Annotated in this window: 9 protein-coding genes; 7 read left to right on the forward strand and 2 right to left on the reverse strand. The window is 62.3% G+C overall.

Going from position 1 to position 22,935, the window contains the following annotated elements:
• Window positions 1–441, reverse strand: a 441-nt coding sequence (locus tag RWT78_RS17900; RefSeq protein WP_314677031.1) for a universal stress protein, incomplete at its 3' end; no start/stop codon positions are given.
• A gap of 100 nt (window positions 442–541) precedes the next feature.
• On the opposite strand from RWT78_RS17900, the gene hisI reads away from it, so the two are divergent.
• The 4 genes from hisI (at window position 542) to RWT78_RS17920 (ending at window position 2,302) form a co-directional block, all read left to right on the forward strand.
• The gene (gene hisI / locus RWT78_RS17905; protein ID WP_003942390.1) at window positions 542–889 is read left to right on the forward strand and encodes a phosphoribosyl-AMP cyclohydrolase; all 348 of its coding nucleotides are present in this window, start codon (window positions 542–544) and stop codon (window positions 887–889) included.
• Window positions 890–895: 6 nt separating this feature from the next.
• Entirely contained in the window at window positions 896–1,189 is a 294-nt protein-coding gene (locus RWT78_RS17910; protein WP_314677033.1) for a DUF1905 domain-containing protein, read from the forward strand.
• A gap of 26 nt (window positions 1,190–1,215) precedes the next feature.
• Window positions 1,216–1,842 (forward strand): SRPBCC family protein, encoded by a 627-nt coding sequence (locus RWT78_RS17915; RefSeq protein ID WP_314677035.1) that lies wholly within the window; start codon window positions 1,216–1,218, stop codon window positions 1,840–1,842.
• 73 nt (window positions 1,843–1,915) lie between these two features.
• On the forward strand, window positions 1,916–2,302 hold the full coding sequence (locus tag RWT78_RS17920; RefSeq protein ID WP_003942402.1) for a DUF2784 domain-containing protein: 387 nt from the start codon (window positions 1,916–1,918) through the stop codon (window positions 2,300–2,302).
• Between the two features lie 60 nt (window positions 2,303–2,362).
• On the opposite strand, the gene RWT78_RS17925 is transcribed toward RWT78_RS17920, so the two are convergent.
• On the reverse strand, window positions 2,363–2,788 hold the full coding sequence (locus RWT78_RS17925; RefSeq protein ID WP_003942381.1) for a nitroreductase/quinone reductase family protein: 426 nt from the start codon (window positions 2,786–2,788) through the stop codon (window positions 2,363–2,365).
• 109 nt (window positions 2,789–2,897) lie between these two features.
• Between RWT78_RS17925 and RWT78_RS17930 the strand changes: the two genes are divergently transcribed.
• The 3 genes from RWT78_RS17930 to RWT78_RS17940 form a co-directional block, all read left to right on the forward strand.
• Window positions 2,898–3,320 carry a metalloregulator ArsR/SmtB family transcription factor gene (locus RWT78_RS17930; RefSeq protein ID WP_020907992.1) on the forward strand — a complete coding sequence of 141 codons (423 nt, stop codon included), beginning with the start codon at window positions 2,898–2,900 and terminating at the stop codon, window positions 3,318–3,320.
• The gene (locus RWT78_RS17935) at window positions 3,317–4,372 is read left to right on the forward strand and encodes a cation diffusion facilitator family transporter (RefSeq protein WP_314677038.1); all 1,056 of its coding nucleotides are present in this window, start codon (window positions 3,317–3,319) and stop codon (window positions 4,370–4,372) included. Before RWT78_RS17930 ends, RWT78_RS17935 begins: the two co-directional genes overlap by 4 nt.
• A gap of 208 nt (window positions 4,373–4,580) precedes the next feature.
• On the forward strand, window positions 4,581–22,935 hold an 18,355-nt coding region (locus RWT78_RS17940; RefSeq protein ID WP_314677039.1), incomplete at its 3' end, for a non-ribosomal peptide synthase/polyketide synthase.

Raw genomic sequence — 22,935 nt, forward strand, 5'->3', positions numbered from 1 at the left:
GTGTATCAGTCGGCTCAACGCGGAGGCAGCGCCTTTTCGCGGTGAGCCGATCACGATGGTGAAGGCGTCGTACTTGTCCGCGGTCGCGAGGATGACACCGGCCGGGTCGCCGTAGGTGCAGTCGTAGGTCCAGGTGTCCGTGTGCGAGGCAAGTGTCGAGGTTGTCTGCTCACGTTGGGACGCCATCTCGTCGTGCAGACGCGTTTCGAATTCTGGTGAGTCGGTTTCGACAGGTAGGTCCTCGGACGTGATGCAGTGAACGACGTGGAGTGCTGAATCCTCCTTGGCGGCAAGCGTCAGTGCGTAGCTGAGTACATTCTTGCTGGTAGCACCTGGGCCGATGCCGAGAACGACGTGGCGGGTTCGGACGCGATCGGTACTCGGGTTCACGATATGGCAGGTGTACTCCGGGTGTGGGCCGTCATGACGTTGATGGTTCATGTCGGATCTTCTTCCACGGTGACAGCGAAGTAACTTCCATTCTACGGCGAACAAGCAGGGGAATTCCACGGAAGTCACAGGTGGAAGGTATAAACGTCATATGAGCCTTGATCCCGCAATCGCGGCGAAGCTGAAGCGAAACGACGCCGGACTGTTCAGCGCGGTTGCGCAGGAGAAATCGACCGGTGATGTGCTGATGGTCGCGTGGATGGACGACGAAGCGCTCGCGCGAACACTGGAAACCCGTAAGGGGACGTACTATTCGCGCTCGCGGCAGCAGTACTGGGTCAAGGGAGAGACCTCCGGGCACACCCAGTACGTGCACGAGGTGCGCCTCGACTGTGACGGCGATTCCGTCTTGCTGATCGTCGATCAGGAGGGCGCCGCGTGCCACACCGGCACTCACACGTGTTTCGACACCGACGTCCTGCTCGCTGCTGAGCAGTGACGCGAGATGGCCACTGACAAGACTCCACAACCGCTCGATTACTCGTTCACCGCTCCCATCGAGAAAGACGGTGCGTTCGCAACGTTCTTGACCGTGCCCGGCTCGGCGGAACTTCTGGGAACCAGACGCGCTGTGAAGGTGGTCGGGACCCTCGATGGTGAGCATCCCTTCGAGGCGACGCTGATGCCCTCCGGCGACGGACCGCACTGGCTTCCGCTGCGCGTGGCGCTGTGCAAGGCGATCGGCAAGAGCGCCGCTGGAGAAGAGGTAGCGGTAGATCTACAGCAGCGCCTGAGCTGAAAGTTTCGCTCGAACCGAGGAGTCTCATGTTCGACAAAGCAGTTGATTCGTTGCAGTTGGTGGCGCGAGAACTGGGCCCGTTAGGCGGAGGCGAGGGGAAAACGCGCATGCTGCGCATGTCGCGGACTCTCGCGGCACCAATAGGCACGGTCTGGGCGGCGATCACCGAGTTCGACCGCATTCGCCAATGGTTCATGCCGGTCGCGGGAGAAGCCATGATCGGCGGCCACTATCAGCTCGAGGGCAACGCCGGCGGCGAGATTTTGGCGTGCGAAGCTCCTCGAACTCTTCGCATCACCTGGGAATATGGCGGCGATGTGAGCTATGTGACTGTAAATCTCGCCGAAAAGGGCAGTGGTGCAACGCTGTTCGATTTCGAACATGCCGCGGACGTGGAGCCGGATCGGTGGGCCGAGTACGGTCCAGGTGCCGTCGGCGTCGGGTGGGACATGGGACTGCTCGGGCTGGCTCGACACGTGGAACTGGGGATCGCGACGCCACTCGAGACACCCGAGTGGTCGGCGAGCGACGAGGCCAAGGCATTCATCGCGGGAAGCAGTGAACTGTGGGCCGAAGCTGCGATCGCATCGGGCGACGACCCGGATGCGGCTGCAGCCGCCGCTGCTCGCACGACCGCTGCATACACCGGGTAGATCACCTCTACGAGGACTAACATCGGATTAGTCTGGTTGTTGCGGGACTTCCGCGCCACGAGCGGAGACGGCGATGGTGTATCGGCTCATCGAAGTAGTAACGGTGTTCGTTCACTTCGGGTTTGTCCTCTATGTGGTGCTGGGTGGGTTCGTGGCGTGGAAGTGGCGTCGTACCATCGGTTTCCACCTTCTTGCAGTCGTCTGGGGAGCCGGTTCGATAGCGGTCGGATATGACTGCCCGCTGACCAATCTCGAGAACTGGGCCCGCCGAATGGCCGGGATCGCGGAGTTGCCGTCCACCGGATTCATCTCGCACTACATCACCGGCGTGTTCTATCCGGCGAGTATCGAAGGCCTTGTACAGGCGCTCGCGGCGACAGTGGTTGTCGGATCCTGGGTCGGATACGTGCTGCTCGGACGCCATGCGAAGGGTGAGGTCAAAGCCTCTTCAGCGACCTGATTCCGTACAAACGATCCCAGTCGTTTCCGAATGGAAACGACTGGGAGGTGCTACCAGGATTTACGCGCGAGTCAGGGCTACCACCGGAATTGTGCGGATCCCAGCTGTCTTCTCCGCGTATTCGGCAAATCCCGGGTATCGACTGGCCTGCTCGTCGTAGATGCGGTCACGCTTCTCGCCGGTTACTTCGCTGACGGAGACCGGGTATGTTTCGGTGCCGATCTCGGCCTCTGCCTGGTCGGTGGCAACGAGGTTGTAGTACCAGTCGGGATTGGTCGGGGCACCGGCCTTGGATGCAAAAACGTAGATGGTCTTCGGATCCTGCTCGTCTGCCAGATACATCATGGGACTCACGAAATCGCGTCCGGATTTGCGTCCTGTGTGGTGGACCAACACCATGGGCGCACCTTCGAAGGGGCCACCTACCTTGCCCTCGTTCTCCCGAAATTCCGCAATGATTCCTGCGTTCCAATCGTCGGTACTCATCGTTGTCTCCCGGTCTGCGAGTGGCGAAGGGCTCTGCCGCCAAGCTTTGCACAACTGGTGAATCGACGAGAGGTCATCTTCGGCGTCCAGCATGATCTACTATCTACGTATGAACGCAGATAGTGGTGTTTGTCGCCGTAAGCTTCCCGATGATCAGGTCGACCTCGTCGTCGAGGTGTTCCGCATGCTGGCCGACGCAACCCGTGTGCAGGTTTTGTGGGCATTGGTAGACCGCGAGTGCTCGGTGAACGAACTGGCGGAACGCGTCGGCAAGCCGGCGCCCTCGGTGTCGCAGCACCTGGCGAAATTGCGCATGGCAAGGTTGGTACGAACGCGCCGCGATGGTACGACGGTGTTCTATCGCCTGGAGAACGACCATGTACGCCAACTGGTTACGGACGCGGTCTTCAATGCGGAGCATGCCGGACCCGGATTGCCGGGGCATCACCGTAGTGAAGGTGAACTTCGGGAGATACACCCGGAGCGCTCGGCGAAGGTCGATCGTAGCGATCAAGAAGAAGGTGCGTCATGACGCACGAACCAAAGATGTCCCACGGCCACGGCCACGGCCACGGCCACAGTCACGGCCACGGCCATGTCCACGGCCCGAAGGGGTTTCGATCGGCAGTTCGCGAAGTGTTCTCCCCGCACAGTCACGATGCTGCCGACAGTGTCGACGACGCATTGGAATCGAGCGCAATCGGCATCCGGGCGGTCAAGATCAGTCTTGTCGCGCTCGGCGTCACCGCAGTTGCTCAGGTTGCGATCGTGGCGATCTCGGGTTCGGTGGCGCTGCTTGCGGACACCATTCACAACTTCTCCGACGCGCTCACGGCAGTCCCACTCTGGATTGCCTTCGCGCTCGGTCGGCGCGCTGCGACCAGGCGCTATACCTATGGTTTCGGGCGTGCGGAGGATTTGGCCGGACTGTTCGTGCTCGCCATGATCGCACTGTCGGCAGTGATCGCCGGTGTCGAGGCGGTGAGGCGATTGATCAACCCGGTCGAGATCGAGCACCTCGGTTGGGTAGCGGCGGCAGGTTTGATCGGTTTCATCGGAAACGAATTGGTGGCGTTGTATCGGATCAGGGTCGGCAGGCAAATCGGTTCAGCGGCACTGGTGGCCGATGGATTGCATGCTCGGACCGACGGATTCACTTCGCTCGCAGTCCTTCTGGGGGCGGGGGGAGTTGCGCTGGGTTTCCCGTTGGCAGATCCGATCATCGGCCTTGTCATCACCGTCGCCATCGTGGCGGTGCTCAGGACTGCAGCGCGAGACGTCTTCCGGAGGTTGATGGACGGCGTCGAACCTGAGTTGGTGGACGACGCAGAGCATGCATTGATGCACGAACCCGGAGTCCTCGGTGTTCGTGATCTGAAGATGCGGTGGATCGGACACCGACTGCATGCCGATGCAGAACTCGACATCGATCCCCGGGCAACTCTTGCCGAAGCTCATGCGATAGCGCACAGCGCCGAGCATTCGCTCACTCACGCGGTGCCCAAACTCGCTACTGCCTTGGTGCATGCGTACCCGGCGCATGACGCGCCGAATACTGAGACCGCACTCGAATCCCAGGTCTGATCTGCAGAAACAGACCTAGCGGAATCCTTTACGTGATCGCATGGGACTTGTTTTGCCATTTGACGAGATGGGAAGGTTATGCAACCCTATCTTTGATCAATCGGCGGACTGTGTCGAGTGGTAGTCGGTACGGTCGTCTCGCGCCGCAGGTCCACAGCAATCGATGCAGGCCGTCGGTACTTTTTTCGGCAGATGAGAGAACGACGCTGTGCATGCTGATCGACGTTTCGAGCCCTTTCCGCTGACCAGCGCGCAACGCGGAATCTGGTTTGCCCAGCTACTGCGTACTGATGTGCCGATCACGATCGCGCAGTATGTCGTAGTCGACGGGACTCTCGACGCGGCGGTGCTCGAAAGTGCCTGCGTCACAGCAGCGCATGAGTTCGGCTCCGGGATGCTGAAACTCCTCGAGATCGACGGCGAACCGTTTCAGCAGATCGATTCCGAGCTCAGTCAGAGCGTCGAGGTCGTCGATCTGAGCGGTGAGCGCGAGCCGGAGGCAGCCGCACTCGAGTGGATGCGGCAGGAGTACACCCGACCTTTCGATCTACTCACCGATCGATTGGTGAAGTCAGCCGTCCTGAGCGTCGGCGCGAACCGCCAGTTCTGGTACTGCCGGATCCATCATCTGGTCCTCGACGGCTACGGCGCCATGAACTTCATGACACGCATCGCCGAGCTCTACTCAGCGGAGGTCGCCGGCCTTTCAGTCCCCGAATCGTCGGCAACCGATCTTCTGGCCGTGCGCGACGCCGAGGCCGAGTATCGGCACTCGCCGCGATTCCGCCGAGATCAGGACTACTGGGCAGCCAAGACAGCAGACCTTCCGGCCGTGGCAAGTCTGGCCGGGAAGCGGATGGACGCCACAGCGGGTGCGGTCGTGGTCGGCCGAACACTCGACAGTGCGAACGCGACGGCGAAGGCGGACGAGTTCTCTTCGGCGGCGGCGGTGGCTGCTTTCGCGCTCTACTTCGCCCGGGGGACCGGCACCGAAGACGTAGTGCTGAGTTTGCCGGTGACCGCGCGCACGAACAGGGTTCTGCGCGGTTCGGGTGGCATGATCTCCAACGTCGTTCCGCTGCGCCTCGCGGTGACCGCTACGACCACGGTTGCCGAATTGAGCGCGGCTGCCTCGCTCGAACTGACCGGCGCGCTCAGACATCAGCGGTACCGCACCGAGGACATGAGGCGCGATCGAGGCCTCGGTGCCGAGCGGGGGTTCTTCGGTCCTGCGATCAACATCATGAACTTTCACCCCGAAGTGGTCCTGGGGTCGGTGACTGGTCGATTCCACGTCTTGTCGACAGGGCCGGTGGAAGACCTGTCGGTCAACATCTATCCGAGTGCCTCGGGAGAGGCGCCGCGAATCGATTTCGAAGCCAATCCCCATCTGTACACCGCAGATGTCCTGAGCGACCATGTCCGCCGATACGTCGAACTGCTGTCCCGGTACATGCAAGCGCTGCCGGACACTCGTGTTCACGATCTCGAGATCCTGAGCGAAGCCGAGCGGAAGTCGATCGTTCCGGCACGCGGCCCTGACGCACTGGCACCGATGACCTTGCCCACGATTCTCGCCCACGGCGTCGCGGCATCGTCGGAGGGGATCGCACTGAGCTGCGGTACCCAGCAGCTCAGCTACCGCGAACTCGATCGTCGCTCCAACGTACTCGCTCGAATGCTGATCCGGCGCGGAGTGGGTCCTGGCACCAGTGTCGTGATCGCGCTGCCTCGATCCATCGATGCCGTCATCGCGTGGTGGTCGGTTGCCAAAACCGGCGCTGCATCAGTTCCGGTCGATCCGACGTACCCGGTCGAACGAATCGATCACATGGTCGGGGACAGTAATGCTGTTGTGGGAATTACTGATTCGACTGTCCATCAGATGCTGCCCGTCGATCTGGACTGCATCTCTATCGATGCCTTCAGCTTTGTCGGCGACGAGTCCGTCGTCGACGACTCCGACCGCACGGCGCCGTTGCGAAGCGATCACATCGCCTATCTGATCTACACGTCCGGTTCCACTGGTACACCGAAAGGTGTTGCCGTCACGCACAATGCGTTGGTCGATTTCACCGCATGGGGTCGCCCCGAACTCGGCGTCGGTGCACATTCGCGAGTTCTGCGATTCTCGTCCGCAAGTTTCGACGCCTCCGTCTTCGAAATGGTTCAGGCGTTCAGTGCCGGGGCGACGATGGTCATCGCTCCGGCAGATGTCTACGGCGGCGGCGAGCTCACAGAACTGCTGCGCAGCGAGCGCGTCACCCACATCATCAGTGCGCCCGCAATTCTGGGCACGGTGGACGCCACCGATCTTCCGGATCTCGAAGCTGTGGTTGTCGGAGGTGACGTGTGCCCGCCGGACCTGGTTCGACGCTTCGGCCCGATCTGCCGGTTCTACAACAGTTACGGGCCCACCGAGTCAACCATCGTCATCACCACGACACCCCCGCTGGCGTCGGACGAGGCCATCACGATCGGTTCTCCGATTCAGGGCGCGCATCTGATGGTTCTCGACCGCTGGTTGCGACCTGTGCCGGCCGGGGTGGCCGGTGAACTGTATCTCGGTGGCCCCGGATTGGCGCAGGGCTACCACTCACGTTCGGCTCTCACCGCTGCGAGTTTTGTCGCCGATCCTCTCGGCGGCGGAACTCGGTTGTACCGCACCGGAGACGTGGTCCGCTGGACTCGGACTCTCGAACTCGAGTACGTCGGCCGCTCCGATTTCCAGGTGCAGGTCAATGGACTTCGCATCGAACTCGGTGAGATCGACGCTGTGCTCGCACGCCATGAATCCGTCGATTTCGTGGTGACGCTTGCCGGCGGCACCGTGTACTCGTACGTGAAGATCAAGCCGGGACACGATCTCGACGAAGAAGCGTTGATCGCACACGCATCTCGATTCCTGCCCGCTCACATGGTGCCGTCCCAGCTGATACCGCTGGCTGAAGTGCCACTGACCCCGGCAGGCAAGCTCGATCGCCAGGCGCTACCCGAACCGGAATTTCGTTCGGCGGCTCAGAACTACCGGGCGCCGAGCGGTCCGGTCGAGCGCATCATCGCCGACGCCGCTGCGTCGGTACTCGGCGTCGAGCGAGTCGGCGTCGACGATTCCTTCTTCGCGCTGGGTGGAGACAGCATCGTCGCGATCTCGCTCGTCTCTCGAGCAAAAGCCGCCGGAGTTGTCTTCACTCCTCGCGACGTGTTCGAACGCAAGACGGTGGCGCGATTGGCCGAAATCGCACTCCCGGCAGATGAATCGGTCGTACTAGAAGAACTGCCGGGGAAGGGAGTGGGGTTTGTCCCGCTGACCCCGATCGCAGCCAAGATACTGGGCACGGCCGGCAGCATCGACACCTTCTATCAAGCCGTGTCGGTCAGTGTTCCTGTCGGACTTGATCTCTCGCGCCTCGCGGCAACTCTTCAAGTAGTTGTCGATCAACACGACGCTCTTCGCGCGCGTTTGCTGCCCGACCACTCCGGATTCGACATTGCCCCTGGCTGTGCTGTCGATACATGGGTTCGTCGGACCGTCACCGAAGCGCTACCCGGAACCCCCGAGTTCGAGGAAGCTCTCACCCAGGCGACCGCGGACGCCGCGTCGAGGCTCGATCCGTACCGCGGCGATACTGCTCAGATCGTCTGGCTCGACTCGACGCACGATTCGGGCCGATTGGTGGTCGTCATCCACCATCTGGTTGTCGACGGCGTCTCGTGGCGGATTCTCCTTCCGGACTTCGCTGCAGCCTGGCAACAGATCGTTCACGGTGGCACGCCGGTACCGATGCCCGTCGGAACGTCACTGCGGCGTTGGTCGCACGGACTCACCGAGCTGTCACCGTCGGCGGAACTCGAGTACTGGCGTGAGGTCGTCGACTTCGATGGTGCGCCGATCGGTTCGCGTCCTCTCGATGCGGAACGGGACCGAGGGTCGTCACTGCGTCGAGTCCGGGTCGACATCGACCGTGACACAACAGATCACCTGTTGCGCGCGGTACCGTCGCACTATCGGACCGGTGTCAACGACGGCTTGCTCAGTGCGCTTGCCCTGGCATTGCGCACCTGGAGCGGATCACAGCGGATGCTGGTCTCGCTCGAAAGTCACGGACGAGACGAAGACGTGCTGCCCGGTGCCGACCTGTCCAGGACCGTCGGCTGGTTCACGGCGGTGTACCCGGTTCGGATCGATCTCACCGGACTCGGAGTGGACACGCCGACGGTCGTGAAATCCGTCAAGGAACAGCTGAGAACCACGCCGGGGTCCGGTATCGGTTACGGGCTGCTCCGACGTGCAGGGATGCTGACCGGCCCGGAACCGCAGATCGGTTTCAACTACTTGGGCAAGATGTCCACTGCGGAGTTCGGTGACGAATTGCGGGCCGCGGGCTGGATTCCCGACGCCGGAATCGATCTCAACAACGGCAGCGGAAGCGATCTCGCGGTCAATTACGCGATCGACATCAATGCCGCCGTCGTGGACGGTCCGGAAGGCGAGTTCCTTTCGGCGTCATTTGCTTTCCCCGAAGGTATCTTCGAACCCGCTGCAGTCGCGGAGCTCGCGACGGCGTGGCGCGTCGAACTGGAGAAGATTGCCGCCTCCGTCGGTGATCATGCCGGCCTCACGCCGTCAGACGTTCCCCTGGTCTCGGCTTCGCAGGACGAAATAGAACTGTGGGAGAAGCAGTTCGGCCACCTGGAGGACATCTGGTCGCTCTCGCCGCTGCAAGCCGGATTCCAGTTTCATGCCGGCCTCACCGCCGATGCCGTCGACGTCTACACCGGCCAGATCGTTCTGTCCCTCGCCGGGATCGTCGACAGCGATCGACTACAGCGGTCGCTTTCGAGACTGTTCGAGCGCCACACCGCACTTCGGACTGCCTTCGTGTACGACTCGAACGGCGTTGCAGCACAGCTCGTTCTCGATTCCGTGGCAACTCCATGGCGGGAGGTGCTCGGGGGTGATCCGCACGTCGTCGCGGAACTCGAGCGCACGGCACCGTTCGATCTGAGCGCGCCCCCACTGCTTCGTGCAGTGCTGCTACGCCAGGGTGCGGATTCGGCGCACCTGATCGTGACCAATCACCACATTCTCTTCGACGGTTGGTCCATGCCGTTGTTGGTGCGCGATCTACTGTCGCTCTACGCCGCCGACACGTCGCTGCCGGCTCCCGCTCGGTCGTATCGCACCTATCTGCACTGGCTCGCCGAACAAGACAACGGCGCGGCATTGGACAGGTGGATCGGCGCACTGTCTGGAGTAGACGAACCGACGCTGGTCGCACCACACCGTACGGAGTCCTCCGTGCACGCAGTTCCCGTGGATGTCGAAGTCCCGCTGGAAGCCTCGTCGACCGAGGCGATCTTCGAGTTGGCCAGGCGCAGCGGCGTCACGGTCAACACTGTCGTCCAGACTGCGTGGGGTCTACTGCTCAGTGGAATGCTCGGACGCGACGACGTCGTGTTCGGAGCCACCGTCTCGGGTCGACCCGCGTCGCTGACCGGGGTCGAAGACATTCTCGGGTTGTTCATCAACACAGTTCCTGTTCGCGTTCGTGTCAACCCGGACAGTTCGGTGTCCGAACTCCTCGAACACGTTCAGTCCGAGCAGGTTCGGCTGCTCGACAGTCACCACGTCGGCCTGGCCGAGGTGCAGTCGGCCGTGGGTGCCGGCGCGATGTTCGACACGTTGACGGTGTTCGAGTCATATCCCGTCGACCGTTCGGCGCTCGAATCCGCGACGGATATCGCCGGGATGCGAGTTACGGGAATCGAGGTCGCCGACGCGACTCACTACCCGCTCGCCCTGATCACGGTCCTCGAACCGAGCCTTCACCTCACCATCGAGTACGCACCCGATGCGATGGACCACGACGCAACAGAGCGTGTAGGCCGACGCCTTGCATCGATACTGGGCGCGATGACTGGCGAGAAAATCCGTATCCGGGACATCGACTATCTCGACGCGGCCGAACGACGGCTCGTACTCGACGAGTGGAACGACACTTCCCACGTCATAGCTGACAAGACGCTGCTCGACTTACTCGGCGCCGACTCGGAAATCGCCGACTCGGAAATCGTCGACTCGGGTATCGCCGACTTGGCCGATGCTGCACTGACCTTCGCGGGCACGACGATCAGTCGCGGAGAATTCCGGTCCCAGGTCAACTCTCTCGCTCGTCACCTCGTAGAACGCGGCGTCGGGCCGGAGTCACTGGTCGCGATCGCTCTGCACCGGAGCGCGCAGTACGTGGTGGCAGTGCACGCCGTCATCGCAGCCGGCGGTGCGTATCTTCCGATCGATCCGCAGCATCCGGACGAGCGGATCCGGTACGTGCTCGACATCGCAGCACCGTCGGTCGTCCTGTCGGTCGCGGCCGACGCAACATCGCTGCCCGATGGGGTCAACCCCGTACTTCTCGACGAGATCGATCTGTCGGGGTACTCCACCGAGCGGCTCGCAGACGTCGAGCGTCTCGGTCGTGTATCGCCGGATCACGTTGCTTATGTGATCTTCACATCCGGGTCCACCGGAAAGCCCAAGGGCGTTGCAGTGTCGCATCGAGCGATAGTCAATCGCCTGCTGTGGATGCAACATGAATATCCGCTCGGCCGTCACGACGTCGTGCTGCACAAGACACCCGCCACCTTCGACGTCTCGGTGTGGGAGTTGTTCTGGCCATTCGTCGCCGGCTCGCGACTGGTAGTTGCAGAACCCGATGGACATCGCGATTCTCGGTACCTCTCCGAGCTGATCGCTCGCGAAGGTGTCACCACCTTGCACTTCGTCCCTTCGATGCTCGACGTCTTCCTCGTCGACGGCGATCTCGCACAACTTCGATCCGTTCGTCAGGTGTTCGCCAGCGGCGAGGCACTTCCGCGTGCGGCGGTCGTTCGCTTCCACGAACGATTCGGTGCACGTCTGCACAATCTTTACGGTCCCACCGAAGCTGCCGTCGACGTCACTTTCCATCAGACGGATGCCGCCGCAACAGGTCCGGTGCCGATCGGCGCTCCGGTCTGGAACACGCAGACCTACGTGCTGGACCACCGCCTCGCGCCGAGCCCGATCGGAGTGGCGGGAGAACTCTATCTCGCGGGAGTCCAACTCGCCCGCGGCTACGTGCAACGCTCTGACTTGACAGCAGATCGTTTCGTAGCCAACCCCTTCGGGCCCGGGCGGATGTATCGGACGGGCGACCTCGTCATGTGGAATTCCACGGGTGAGATCGAGTATCTGGGTCGTACCGACTTCCAGGTGAAGCTTCGCGGGCAGCGCTTGGAACTCGGAGAAATCGACGCGGTCCTGTTGGAACTCTCGGGAGTACTCTCGGCCGCAACCGTCGTACGACAGGACCGCCTGATCGCCTACGTGACAGCTGATTCGGCAATCGACAGTGCCCTTCTCAGCGCGCACGCGCAGGAGAAGCTGCCCACCTACATGGTTCCCTCAATATTCGTGTTCTTGGCGTCGATGCCGCTGGGCCCCAACGGAAAACTCGACCGGCGTGCGTTGCCGGAACCGGATTCGACGGCAGGTGAGTACGTCGCTCCCGTCACCGAACCCGAAAGGGCTATTGCCGCAATCTTTTCCGAGCTTTTCGGAGTGGAAAACATCGGCGTTACCGCTGATTACTTTGCGCTCGGCGGCAACTCCCTGACGGCTGCGCGGGTGGTGGCACGGATCAACTCGGCACTGGGATCGACTCTGGGTGTCCGAGACCTGTTCGACGCTCCGACAGTTGGTGCGCTGGCCGGACTCGTCGCCGGCAGAGCGCCGTCCAGGTTGACCGAACTCGGACCCCGCCCTCGACCGGACCGGATTCCGCTCTCACCGGCCCAGCAGCGTATGTGGTTCCTCAACAGATTCGATCCGGAATCCGGGGCGTACAACATTGCGGCAGCACTCGCTTTGTCCGGCAACCTGAACGTTCAGGTTTTGCGCCAGGCGATCAGCGATGTCATCGACCGGCACGAGGTGCTGCGCACATTCTATCCGGATTCGGATCAAGGTCCTTACCAGTGCATTCTCGACGACGCGCCAGTTGCTCTCGAACCCGCGGATGTCAGTGACCCCGTCGCGGCTATCGGCGAATTGGTCGGTGCCGGGTTCGACGTGACCACCGAGGTTCCGGTGCGGGCTTCGCTTCTCCGGACGTCTGGTCGGGAGCATATTCTTGTACTCGTCGTCCACCACATCAGTGGCGACGGTTGGTCGATGCAACCACTGGCCGCGGATGTGATGACGGCCTACGCGTCACGGCTCGCGGGAACCGCGCCACAGTGGTCGCCGTTGAGCGTTCACTACGCGGACTACACGCTCTGGAAGATCGATTCTCTCGGCAACGAGGACGATCCGGAATCGGAGGCATCGCGCCAGATCGAATACTGGCGCGCTGCATTGGCGCACGTCCCGACCCGTCTCGATTTCCCGACGGATCGGCCGCATCCCACAGTCGCGTCCTATCGAGGTGCGACGGTGTCGTCGACCCTCTCGGCGCAGACGCACCGCGCCGTCGAATCCCTGGCTCGCAGCACTCGGTCCACACCGTTCATGGTGCTGCACACGGCGTTGTCGGTACTGCTGTCTCGGATGGCGGGGGAGCCCGACATCGCGATCGGCACCCCGGTCAGCGGACGCGGGAATCAGGCCCTCGACAATCTCGTCGGCATGTTTGTCGGAACAGTGGTTCTCCGGACACAGGTGGATCCGAAGGCTTCTTTCCGCGGATTGCTCGAATCGACCCGTAACGCCGACCTCTCGGCATTTGCCCACTCAGATATTCCGTTCGAGCGTCTCGTCGAGGTGGTCGACCCGCCTCGCTCGACGGCGCACCACCCCTTCTTCCAGGTGGTACTCGCGACCGGCGATATTCCGACCCCATCCGTGAAGCTTCCCGGCCTCGAAGTTTCTCAGGTCCCGTTGGATGCTCCGATCTCGAAATTCGATCTCCAACTGGATGTCTCGTCGCCGCGCCCGGACGGGTCAGTGACCACGACGTGGACCTATGCCCTCGACATCTTCGACGAATCGACTGTGCGCGAGCTCGCGGATCGGTTCGTCGCCATTCTCGACGCTGTTGTCGCCCAACCCGAATCAGTGGTCGGCGACCTCGATCTGCGGACGATGCCAGAGATCGAACGTCAGGGAACTGCCCAGTCGGTCGCCTTGACGGAGCAAACACTGCCGGAGATCCTCACGGCCGGGGTCATCAAATCCAACGGTGGTCCGGCCATACTGTGCGGCGACCTCGAACTCTCTTACGACGATGTAGACCGGCGTACCAATCGGTGGGCGCGGGCACTCGTAGCTCGAGGGATCGGCCCTGAATCGGTAGTGGCGATCGCCATTCCGCGGTCGGCATCTTCTGTACTCGCCACTTGGGCCGTTGCCAAGACCGGAGCGGCGTTCGTACCCGTCGACCCGAGCTACCCGGCCGAGCGAATCGAGCACATGCTCACTGATTCGGGAGCAGTCCTGACGCTGACGGAAGAAGCAGTGGCGTCGCTTGATCGCGACGACGTCAGTGACACGCGAATCCTCGATTCCGAGCGCACGTCACCGATTCGCACGGACCACACCGCGTACGTCATCTACACGTCGGGATCGACCGGCACTCCGAAGGGCGTCGTCGTCTCCCATGCGGGTCTCGCGGCGCTGGTCGACGAGCAGGTTCGCCGATACGAACTCGACAACCTCAGTCGCACGATGCATTTCGCTTCACCCAGCTTCGACGCATCGGTGCTCGAACTGGCCATGGCTGTCGGTGCCGGTGCCGCGATGCATGTTGTTCCCACGGGCATCTATGGCGGAAGCGAACTCGCGGCCCTCATGCGGGCGTCGAAGATCAGTCACGCATTTGTGACCCCGGCGGCCCTGGCTACGATCGAACCGGCAGAGGTTCCGGATCTCGGTACCGTGATCGTCGGCGGTGAAGCGTGCGACGCTGCGTTGGTCGCGCTATGGGCGTCGACGCGAAAGGTGTTCAACGCATACGGTCCCACCGAGGCCACCGTCATGGCTACCCTCGCGGGGCCCATGTCTGCGACTGATCGGATCACCATCGGTAGTTCAGTTCGCGGCACCGTCGCACATGTTCTCGACTCTCGCCTCCGTCCGGTTCCAGACGGAGTGACGGGTGAGCTGTATCTGACCGGCCGTGGACTTGCCCGCGGTTACCACCATCGCGGCGACCTGACAGCGTCTCGATTTGTTGCCGACCCCTCACGTTCGGGGCAGCGGATGTACCGCACCGGAGACCTCGTGCGACGTCGTGGAACGGAACTCGAGTATCTCGGCCGCAGTGACTCGCAGGTCAAGATTCGCGGTTTCCGCATCGAACTCGGTGAGATCGACGCGGTGCTCGGTGCGCACTCTGGCGTACGAACTGCGGTGACGACAGCAGACGACACCGTCGGACTGCACTCGTACGTGGTCGGTGGTCATCTGGATCCGGAAGAAGTGCGCACCTTCGTCTCCAGTCGACTGCCGGCACACATGGTTCCTTCCTCGGTGATCGTTCTCGAGGAAATTCCGTTGACGCCGGCCGGAAAGGTCGATTTCCGCGCGCTGCCTGCCCCGACGATGCGCCGGAATGCGTATGTCGCACCCGTCACGAAGACGGAGGAGTTGATCGGCCGGATCTTCGGTGACGTCCTGGCAGTCGACCAGGTCAGCATGACGGACGACTTCTTCGACATCGGTGGAAACTCTCTGAGTGCTACCCGAGTGATGGGACGGGTCGGCACCGAACTCTCAGTCACCCTCCCGGTTCGGGTTCTCTTCGATGCCAGGACAGTCGCGGCCCTCGCTGTGGCAGTCGATGCAGCGCAGAGCGGAACGCGGCCCGCTCTGGCCGCTGGGCCTCGGCCCGAGCGAATCCCGCTCTCGCCGGCGCAATCGCGAATGTGGATTCTCAATCGATACGATCCTGCCTCGCCCGCGTACAACATCCCGCTCGTCCTTCGCCTGCGCGGCCGGCTGGATTCAGTGGCTCTCCGAGAATCTCTGTCGGACATCGTTCTTCGCCACGAATCCTTGCGGACCATTTTCCCTGACGATGCCGAAGGGCCTTTCCAGCGGATTCTCGACGACGTCGACGTTCCTTTTCGTCACACGGTGGTTTCTCCCGAACAGGTTGCCGATCAGATTGTCGGCGCTGTGGACGAGGGGTTCGACGTCACCAGAGCAATCCCGTTGCGGGTAAACCTGTTCGAGCTCTCGGCTGACGAACACATCCTGGTCGCCGTGATTCACCACATAGCCGCGGACGGTGCGTCAGTGGCGCCGCTCGCACGGGATCTGGTTCTGGCCTACTCGGCGCGCCGTTCGGGTACGGAGCCGTCACCGGCCCCGTTGGTTGTTCAGTATCCGGATTACAGCGTGTGGCAACACCAGGTCCTCGGTTCGGAAAGTGATCAGACCAGTCTTGCTTCGGCGCAGGCCGAGTATTGGCGTGGCCAGTTGGCCGGCGCGCCGGAGCTTCTCGAACTTCCGGCCGATTTCCCGCGGCCGGCGATTGCGTCGCTGCGCGGAGCGAACACCGAACTGGTGTTGGCGCCCGCGATGGTCACTGCACTCGGGCAGTTGGGCCGCACACAGGGCGCCACGACCTTCATGGTGCTCCAGGCGGCCCTCGCGGTGCTCCTGTCCAACCTCGGTGCGACCGACGACGTGGTGATCGGGACACCGATTTCCGGACGCGGCCAACACGCGCTGGACGACGTGGTCGGAATGTTCGTCGGCACGGTGGCACTACGCAGCCGTCTCACCCCGGCGATGTCGTTCCTCGATCTGTTGGCGCAGGTGCGAGCCACTGACCTCACTGCGTTCGAGAATGCCGACCTACCATTCGAGCGGCTGATCGACATACTGCAACCCGCTCGCTCCCAGGCCCACGCGCCGATCTTCCAGGTGGCTCTGTCTCAGGAGCAAGAGGGAACCGCTGCGTTCACGCTGCCCGGTCTCGAGATCGAAGCCGTGGACAACGCAGTCGCGGCGGCAAAGTTCGACCTCCAGATCACGATGGTCCAGCACGCAGATTCGTTGAATCTCACCTGGACGTACGCCACAGACCTCTTCACCGGCACGTCCGTGGACGGATTTGCGCAGCGGTTCCACCGGATTCTCGCGCAGATTGTCGAGACTCCGGAAGTGGCAATCGCGGATATCGCCGTTCTGGACGAGAACGAATACACCAGACTTACTTCGGCATTCGGTCCGTCAGCGCCAACGGTTCGCACCTTGGCAGATCTGTTGACCCGGCACTCGGAATCCGCGAATGTGGCAATCGTTTCCGAGTCGTACGGTGAAATGACGTACAGCGAGCTGGATGTGCGATCCTCACAGCTGGCTCGGCTCCTCATCGAACGTGGGATAGGCCCCGAAACAGCTGTTGCGGTGTCTCTTCCACGTTCGACGCAGTCCATCCTCGCACTGTGGGCTGTTGCCAAGTCCGGAGCAACGTACGTTCCGGTGGATCCGACGTATCCCGACGAGCGCATCGCACACATGCTGGCAGACTCTGCAGCGCTGGTCGTGATCACCGACTCCGAGACGGCGCCAACACTTCCGAACGGAATCGATACGATCGAGATCGACTATCTCGACCTCGATCGCTACCTCGCAGCGCAGGTCGACGATGCCGATCGGATCCGCCCATTGCACGCGGATCATGTTGCCTACCTGATCTACACGTCAGGCTCGACAGGTCTCCCCAAGGGCGTCGCTGTCACTCACCGGGGACTGTCCGTGTTCTCCGCTCGGACCCGCACTGATCTGGCGGTATCGCGCGACTCTCGGGTACTGCGACTGTCCTCGGCCAGCTTCGACGCGTCCATGTTCGAGATGATCCTTGCGTTCACCGCCGGTGCCACGATGGTGATCACACCTCCGTCGGTCATTGCCGGCGAGGAACTCACCGACGTGATCCGGCGTCATCGCGTCACCCATGTGGTGACGGCTCCTGCTGCGATGACCACCGTCGACGCAGGCATTTTGTCGGATCTCGAAGTCGTCGTGCTCGGCGGCGACGTCTTTCCGCCGCAGCTACTCGACAGTTTTCCCAGCCAGACAAGACTCTTCAACAGTTACGGGCCGACCGAGAGCACCATCGTCATCACCAAGACCGGGGCTCTCCACGACACTGCAGCTCTGGTCGGTGACGGCGAGCAACACCGTCACACGTCACTCTCGCCCGTCACGATCGGTATTCCGCTCGAAGGCGCACACGTTCTGGTCCTCGATTCCGCCCTCAATCCCGTCCCCGTCGGTGTCCGGGGCGAGCTGTATCTGTCGGGACCCGGCCTGGCACGTGGGTACAACCGGCGCGCGGCATTGACCGCAGAACGCTTCGTGGCGAACCCGTTCGGTGCATCGGGCGCGCGGATGTACCGGACCGGCGACGTCGTCGCCTGGACCGAGCAGGGCGAACTGGCCTACATCGGACGATCCGACGCCCAAGTTCAGCTTCGCGGGCTCCGCATCGAACTGGGGGAGATCGAATCAGCGCTCGCCTCCGTTCGCGGAGTGAGCGCTGCTGCCGCCACTGTTCACCGACATGACTCTCTCGGCGATCAACTCGTCGGTTACGTCACCACCACAGATGCGGTGTCGGCGGAGTCCGTCCTCGAAGCCGTATCCGCGGTGCTGCCCCGTGCCTCGGTGCCCAGTGCCGTGGTCCTGCTGGATCTGCTACCCCTGACTCCGGCCGGAAAGCTTGATCGCGCAGCACTTCCCGTTCCGGAGTTCATCGCCTCCGCGATGTTCCGGGTGCCGACCACACTCGCAGAGATTCGTGTCGCGAGCGCTTTTGTCGACGTTCTCGGTACCGATACCGTCGGCGCAGAAGACAGTTTCTTCGAGCTGGGTGGAAACTCGCTCAGCGCGACTCGGGCGATTGCCCGAGTCAACGCCACGTTCGGGATCAAACTCGGGGTTCGGGCGCTGTTCGAGGCGCCGACCGTCGCAGAACTCGCACTGGTGGCAGACTCGGCAGAACGTGATGATCAGCCCCGATTGGAAGCACGACCGCGACCTGAACGTATTCCGCTCTCACCGGCGCAGAATCGGATGTGGTTCCTCAATCGATTCGACACCGCGGCTGCCACGGACAACCTGCCCCTGGCGCTGCGTCTGAGCGGAACCCTGGACGCGCCGGCGTTGGCTCTCGCGCTTCGTGACGTGGTCCAACGCCACGAGTCGTTGCGTACCTACTATCCGGATTCCCCGTACGGTCCTCGCCAGGAAATCCTGCCCGAGTCTTCGGTGGATCTCGATCTGGTTCCGCATGACGTCACCGAAGCCGAAGCGTCGCAGCGGCTCTTTGCTCTTGCCGGCACCGGATTCGACGTGACAACTGACGTACCACTGCGGACCGCTCTGTATCGAATCTCCGAGACCGAACATGTGCTCGCCGTCGTCATGCATCACATCGCATCGGACGGATCCTCGCTCGGACCCCTGGCCTCCGACGTCATGGGTGCCTACGTTTCGCGGTCTCGCGGCGAAGCTCCACAGTGGACACCGTTGCCCGTGCAGTATGCGGATTACGCGCTCTGGCAACATGATCTGCTCGGCGCGGATGAGAATCCCTCCGTCGATGCTCAGAGACAAATTCAGTTCTGGACCTCTGCGCTCGCCGGAATTCCGGACCTGTTGAGTCTGCCGACGGACAGGCAACGTCCGCCCCGTCAGAGCTACCGCGGCAAGGAGATTCACTTCACGATCGGCTCGGACACCGCCGATCGACTGCGTGATCTTGCTGTCGGATCAGGCGCGAGCCTGTTCATGGTGGTCCACGCGGCATTCGCCGCACTGCTTGCCCGGTTGGGCAACAGTGCTGACATCACCATCGGCTCGCCCATCGCGGGACGAGGGCACGAGTCGCTCGATGCACTCGTGGGGATGTTCGTGAACACCTTGGCATTGCGAACCCAGGTGAACACGGCAGCACCGTTCACGGACCTGCTGAACCACACCCGCGATCAGGATCTCGCCGCCTTCGCGCACGCGGACCTACCGTTCGAGCGGCTCGTCGAGATCATCGATCCGGTCAGATCGACGGCCCGCCATCCGTTGTTCCAGGTGGCACTGTCCTTCCAGAACCTCACGCCGACAATGTTCGAGCTACCCGGACTGCAGATCGCGGCAGTTGGCGCCCCAGTCGAGACGGCGAAGTTCGACCTGCACTTGACCGTCACCCCTGGGGACTCGGGGTCGATGTCGGCGTCGTTCACCTATGCAACGGATCTGTTCGACCAATCCACAGTGGCGACATTCGCCAACCGTCTGCTTCGCGTTCTCGATTCGATCGGTCGAAACCCGGACCTCCCGGTAGGCGACGTCGCTCTGCTCGGCGACGAAGAGATCGCGGCCACCGTCAACACGTGGAACAACACCGACACTGTCGTTCCAGAGACGACCCTCGCGGATCTGTTCGACGCCCAGGTGCGCAGAACACCGCGCGCCGAAGCGCTGGTTCTCGGTGACCGTCGCCTGACCTACGCCGAGTTCGACGCCGAAAGCAACCGCCTGGCAAGGTATCTGATCGACATCGGTGTCGGCCCGGAAGTGACTGTCGCGCTCAATCTGCGGCGCTCCGTCGAACTGGTCGTTGCCATGTACGCGGTGGTGAAGGCAGGCGGGGCCTACGTTCCGCTCGACCCGGATCAGCCGGCAGAACGCACGGCTCACATCCTCGAATCTGCAGCGCCCACAGTTGTTCTGAGCACTTCCCGCGATTCGCTCGACGGGCAGTTCCACGTCGTGGACATCGAAACTCTCGATCTGGACGGAAACGACGCAGCACCGATTCGGGACAGCGAACGCCTCGCCTGCCTGCGACCGGACAACATCGCGTACGCGATCTACACTTCGGGATCCACCGGAAAGCCCAAGGGCGTGGCGATTTCCCATCGAGCGATCACGAACCAACTCTTGTGGAAGCAGGATCAATTCCCGATCGGCGCGCACGACCGCGTACTCGTCAAAACTGCATCTACCTTCGACCTGTCCGTTTGGGAATACTGGTGGGCGTTGCAAACCGGCGCCTGCATGATTCTCGCCGAGTCAGGGGCACAGCAGGACGGCGAGTACCTCACGCTGCTGATCGAGCGTGAGCACGTCACGACACTGCATGCCGTCCCCTCGATGTTGTCGCTGCTCAGTGTGTCCGAGCGCCGACTGCCGAATTCGCTCACCAGGATTCTGTGCATCGGCGAGACTCTCCCGATACAGACAGCCGAGCACATGCGAGAGCAGAGTTCGGCGCAGGTCTACAACCTGTACGGACCCACGGAAGCAGCGGTCAGCGTCACAGCGCACCGAACGAGCGATGCAGACGTTGCCGTAGTGCCGATCGGAACCCCCGCCTGGAACACGCGCCTGCATGTACTCGACGAGCGGCTTCACCCGGTTCCGGTCGGTGTCGCAGGTGAGCTCTATCTCGCTGGAGTTCAGCTGGCGCGCGGGTACATCGGGGATGCGGGGCAGAACTCGAGCCGTTTCGTCGCCGACCCGAATGGAACGGGAGAGCGTCTCTATCGAACCGGCGATCTGGTTCGGTGGAATACCGCGGGCAGCCTCGAATACCTCGAGCGTGCAGATTTCCAGGTCAAGGTCCGAGGTTTCCGCATCGAACTCGGCGAGATCGAAACAGCGTTGCGCGCCGAACGACCGATCCGCGATGCGGTGGTCACGGTCACGACGTCGGCCACCGGTGAGCAAAACCTGGTCGGCTACGTCACCGCGGCAGCTGGCTCGGACATCGAGAGCTCAGCGATTCTGGCACGACTGCGCGCCACCCTGCCCGGCTACATGGTTCCGACAACGCTGATGACGCTCGACTCCCTGCCGCTGGGGAGTACAGGCAAGGTAGATCGACATGCGCTACCGGAGCCAGTCTTCGAGGCACGTGGTTTCCGTGCACCGACGACACCGGCCGAACTGTCGGTGGCGACCGCTTTTGCCGAGGTTCTCGGCAGCGGAAGCACGGGGGAGGTGGGCATCGACGACGACTTCTTCGAACGCGGCGGCAATTCGCTCAGTGCAACTCGGGTGCTCGGGCGGATCAACGCCGCGGCGGGAACGGACTTGCCCGTGCGTGTGGTCTTCGAGTCGCCCACTGTCGCAGAGTTGGCTGCAGTGGTGGAAACTGCCGAGCGTTCGCGGCGGCCCGCGCTGGGTTCGCAGCCGAGGCCGGCGAGGATTCCGCTCTCCGCTGCGCAGACTCGTATGTGGTTCCTCAATCGCTTCGATCCCGATTCGTCGGCATACAACATCCCGGTGGTTCTGCGATTCACAGGTCCATTGGATGTCGAGGCGTTGCGCGCCAGCGTCGCCGACGTGATCGCTCGCCACGAGGTCCTGAGAACCGTGTACCCGGAGTACGACGGAACGGGTTACCAGGAGGTCGTCGAGGAACCTCGTGCTCTCGACATTCTCGACATTGTCACGGTGCAGGAGGATTCGCTCCACAGCGTGCTGGCCGATGTTCTCGGCGTATCGTTCGACGTCACGTCCGAGATCCCCGTTCGAGCCTCGCTGTTGCAGGTTGACGAGTTCGAGTACGTCCTGGCGATGACGGTGCATCACATTGCGGGTGACGGTTTCTCGATGGGTCCGTTGACGCGTGATGTGATGGTGGCGTATGAGGCGCGGACCCGAGGTATGGAGCCGTTGTGGGCGCCGCTCGAGGTGCAGTACGCGGATTACGCACTGTGGCAGCTCGAGACGTTGGGTTCGGAAGAATCGTCGACCTCACTCGTCACACGACAGTTGGACTTCTGGCGGAACGCTCTCGAGGGAGTGCCCGCCGTCCTCGAGCTCCCGGTGGATCGGCCCCGCCCGGCTGAGGCCTCCGGACGAGGATCGCTTCTGAGCGTGCATCTCGAACCTGCTCTGCAACAAGCAATTTCCGAACTGGCACGACGGCATCGCGCGACGCCGTTCATGGTGTTGCATGCTGCTCTGGCCGTCGTACTGTCACGGTTCAGCGGCAGTTACGACTTTGCCGTCGGGACGCCGACCGCCGGGCGCGGCGAACGTGTGCTCGACGATCTCGTCGGTATGTTCGTGGGGACCGTCGTGTTGCGCACCAGAGTCGATCCAGGTGAGGAGTTCACCGACCTGCTTTCCCGAGTCCGCGACGTCGATCTTCAGGCTTTTGCGCACGGCGACGTTCCGTTCGAGCGTCTGGTGGAGGTACTCGATCCCGTTCGTTCGCAGTCCTATTCACCGCTCTTCCAGGTCAGCCTCGCACTACAGAACCATCTCGATTCACGGTTGACTCTCGACGGGTTGCACATCGAGAGCATCGAACCTGCGGTGGTGAGCACTCAGTTCGACCTCGATTTTGTTGCGGCCGAACAATTCGACAACGACGGCCTACCGGCAGGGCTTGTCGTTCAGTTGACCTACGCCACTGATCTGTTCGAGGAATTCACCGCCTCACGCCTGATGTACGCCTTCGAATCGGTCTTGACTACTGCTGTCGCAGAACCGGATCGGCGAGTCGAGATGTTCGAGGTGGAGTCTGTGGTGGAGCGTGGGTTGGTGTTGGGGGGTG

Origin of the sequence: uncultured Rhodococcus sp. (genome assembly GCF_963525155.1) — a bacterium.
In the GTDB taxonomy this organism is placed as follows: domain Bacteria; phylum Actinomycetota; class Actinomycetes; order Mycobacteriales; family Mycobacteriaceae; genus Rhodococcus_F; species Rhodococcus_F qingshengii.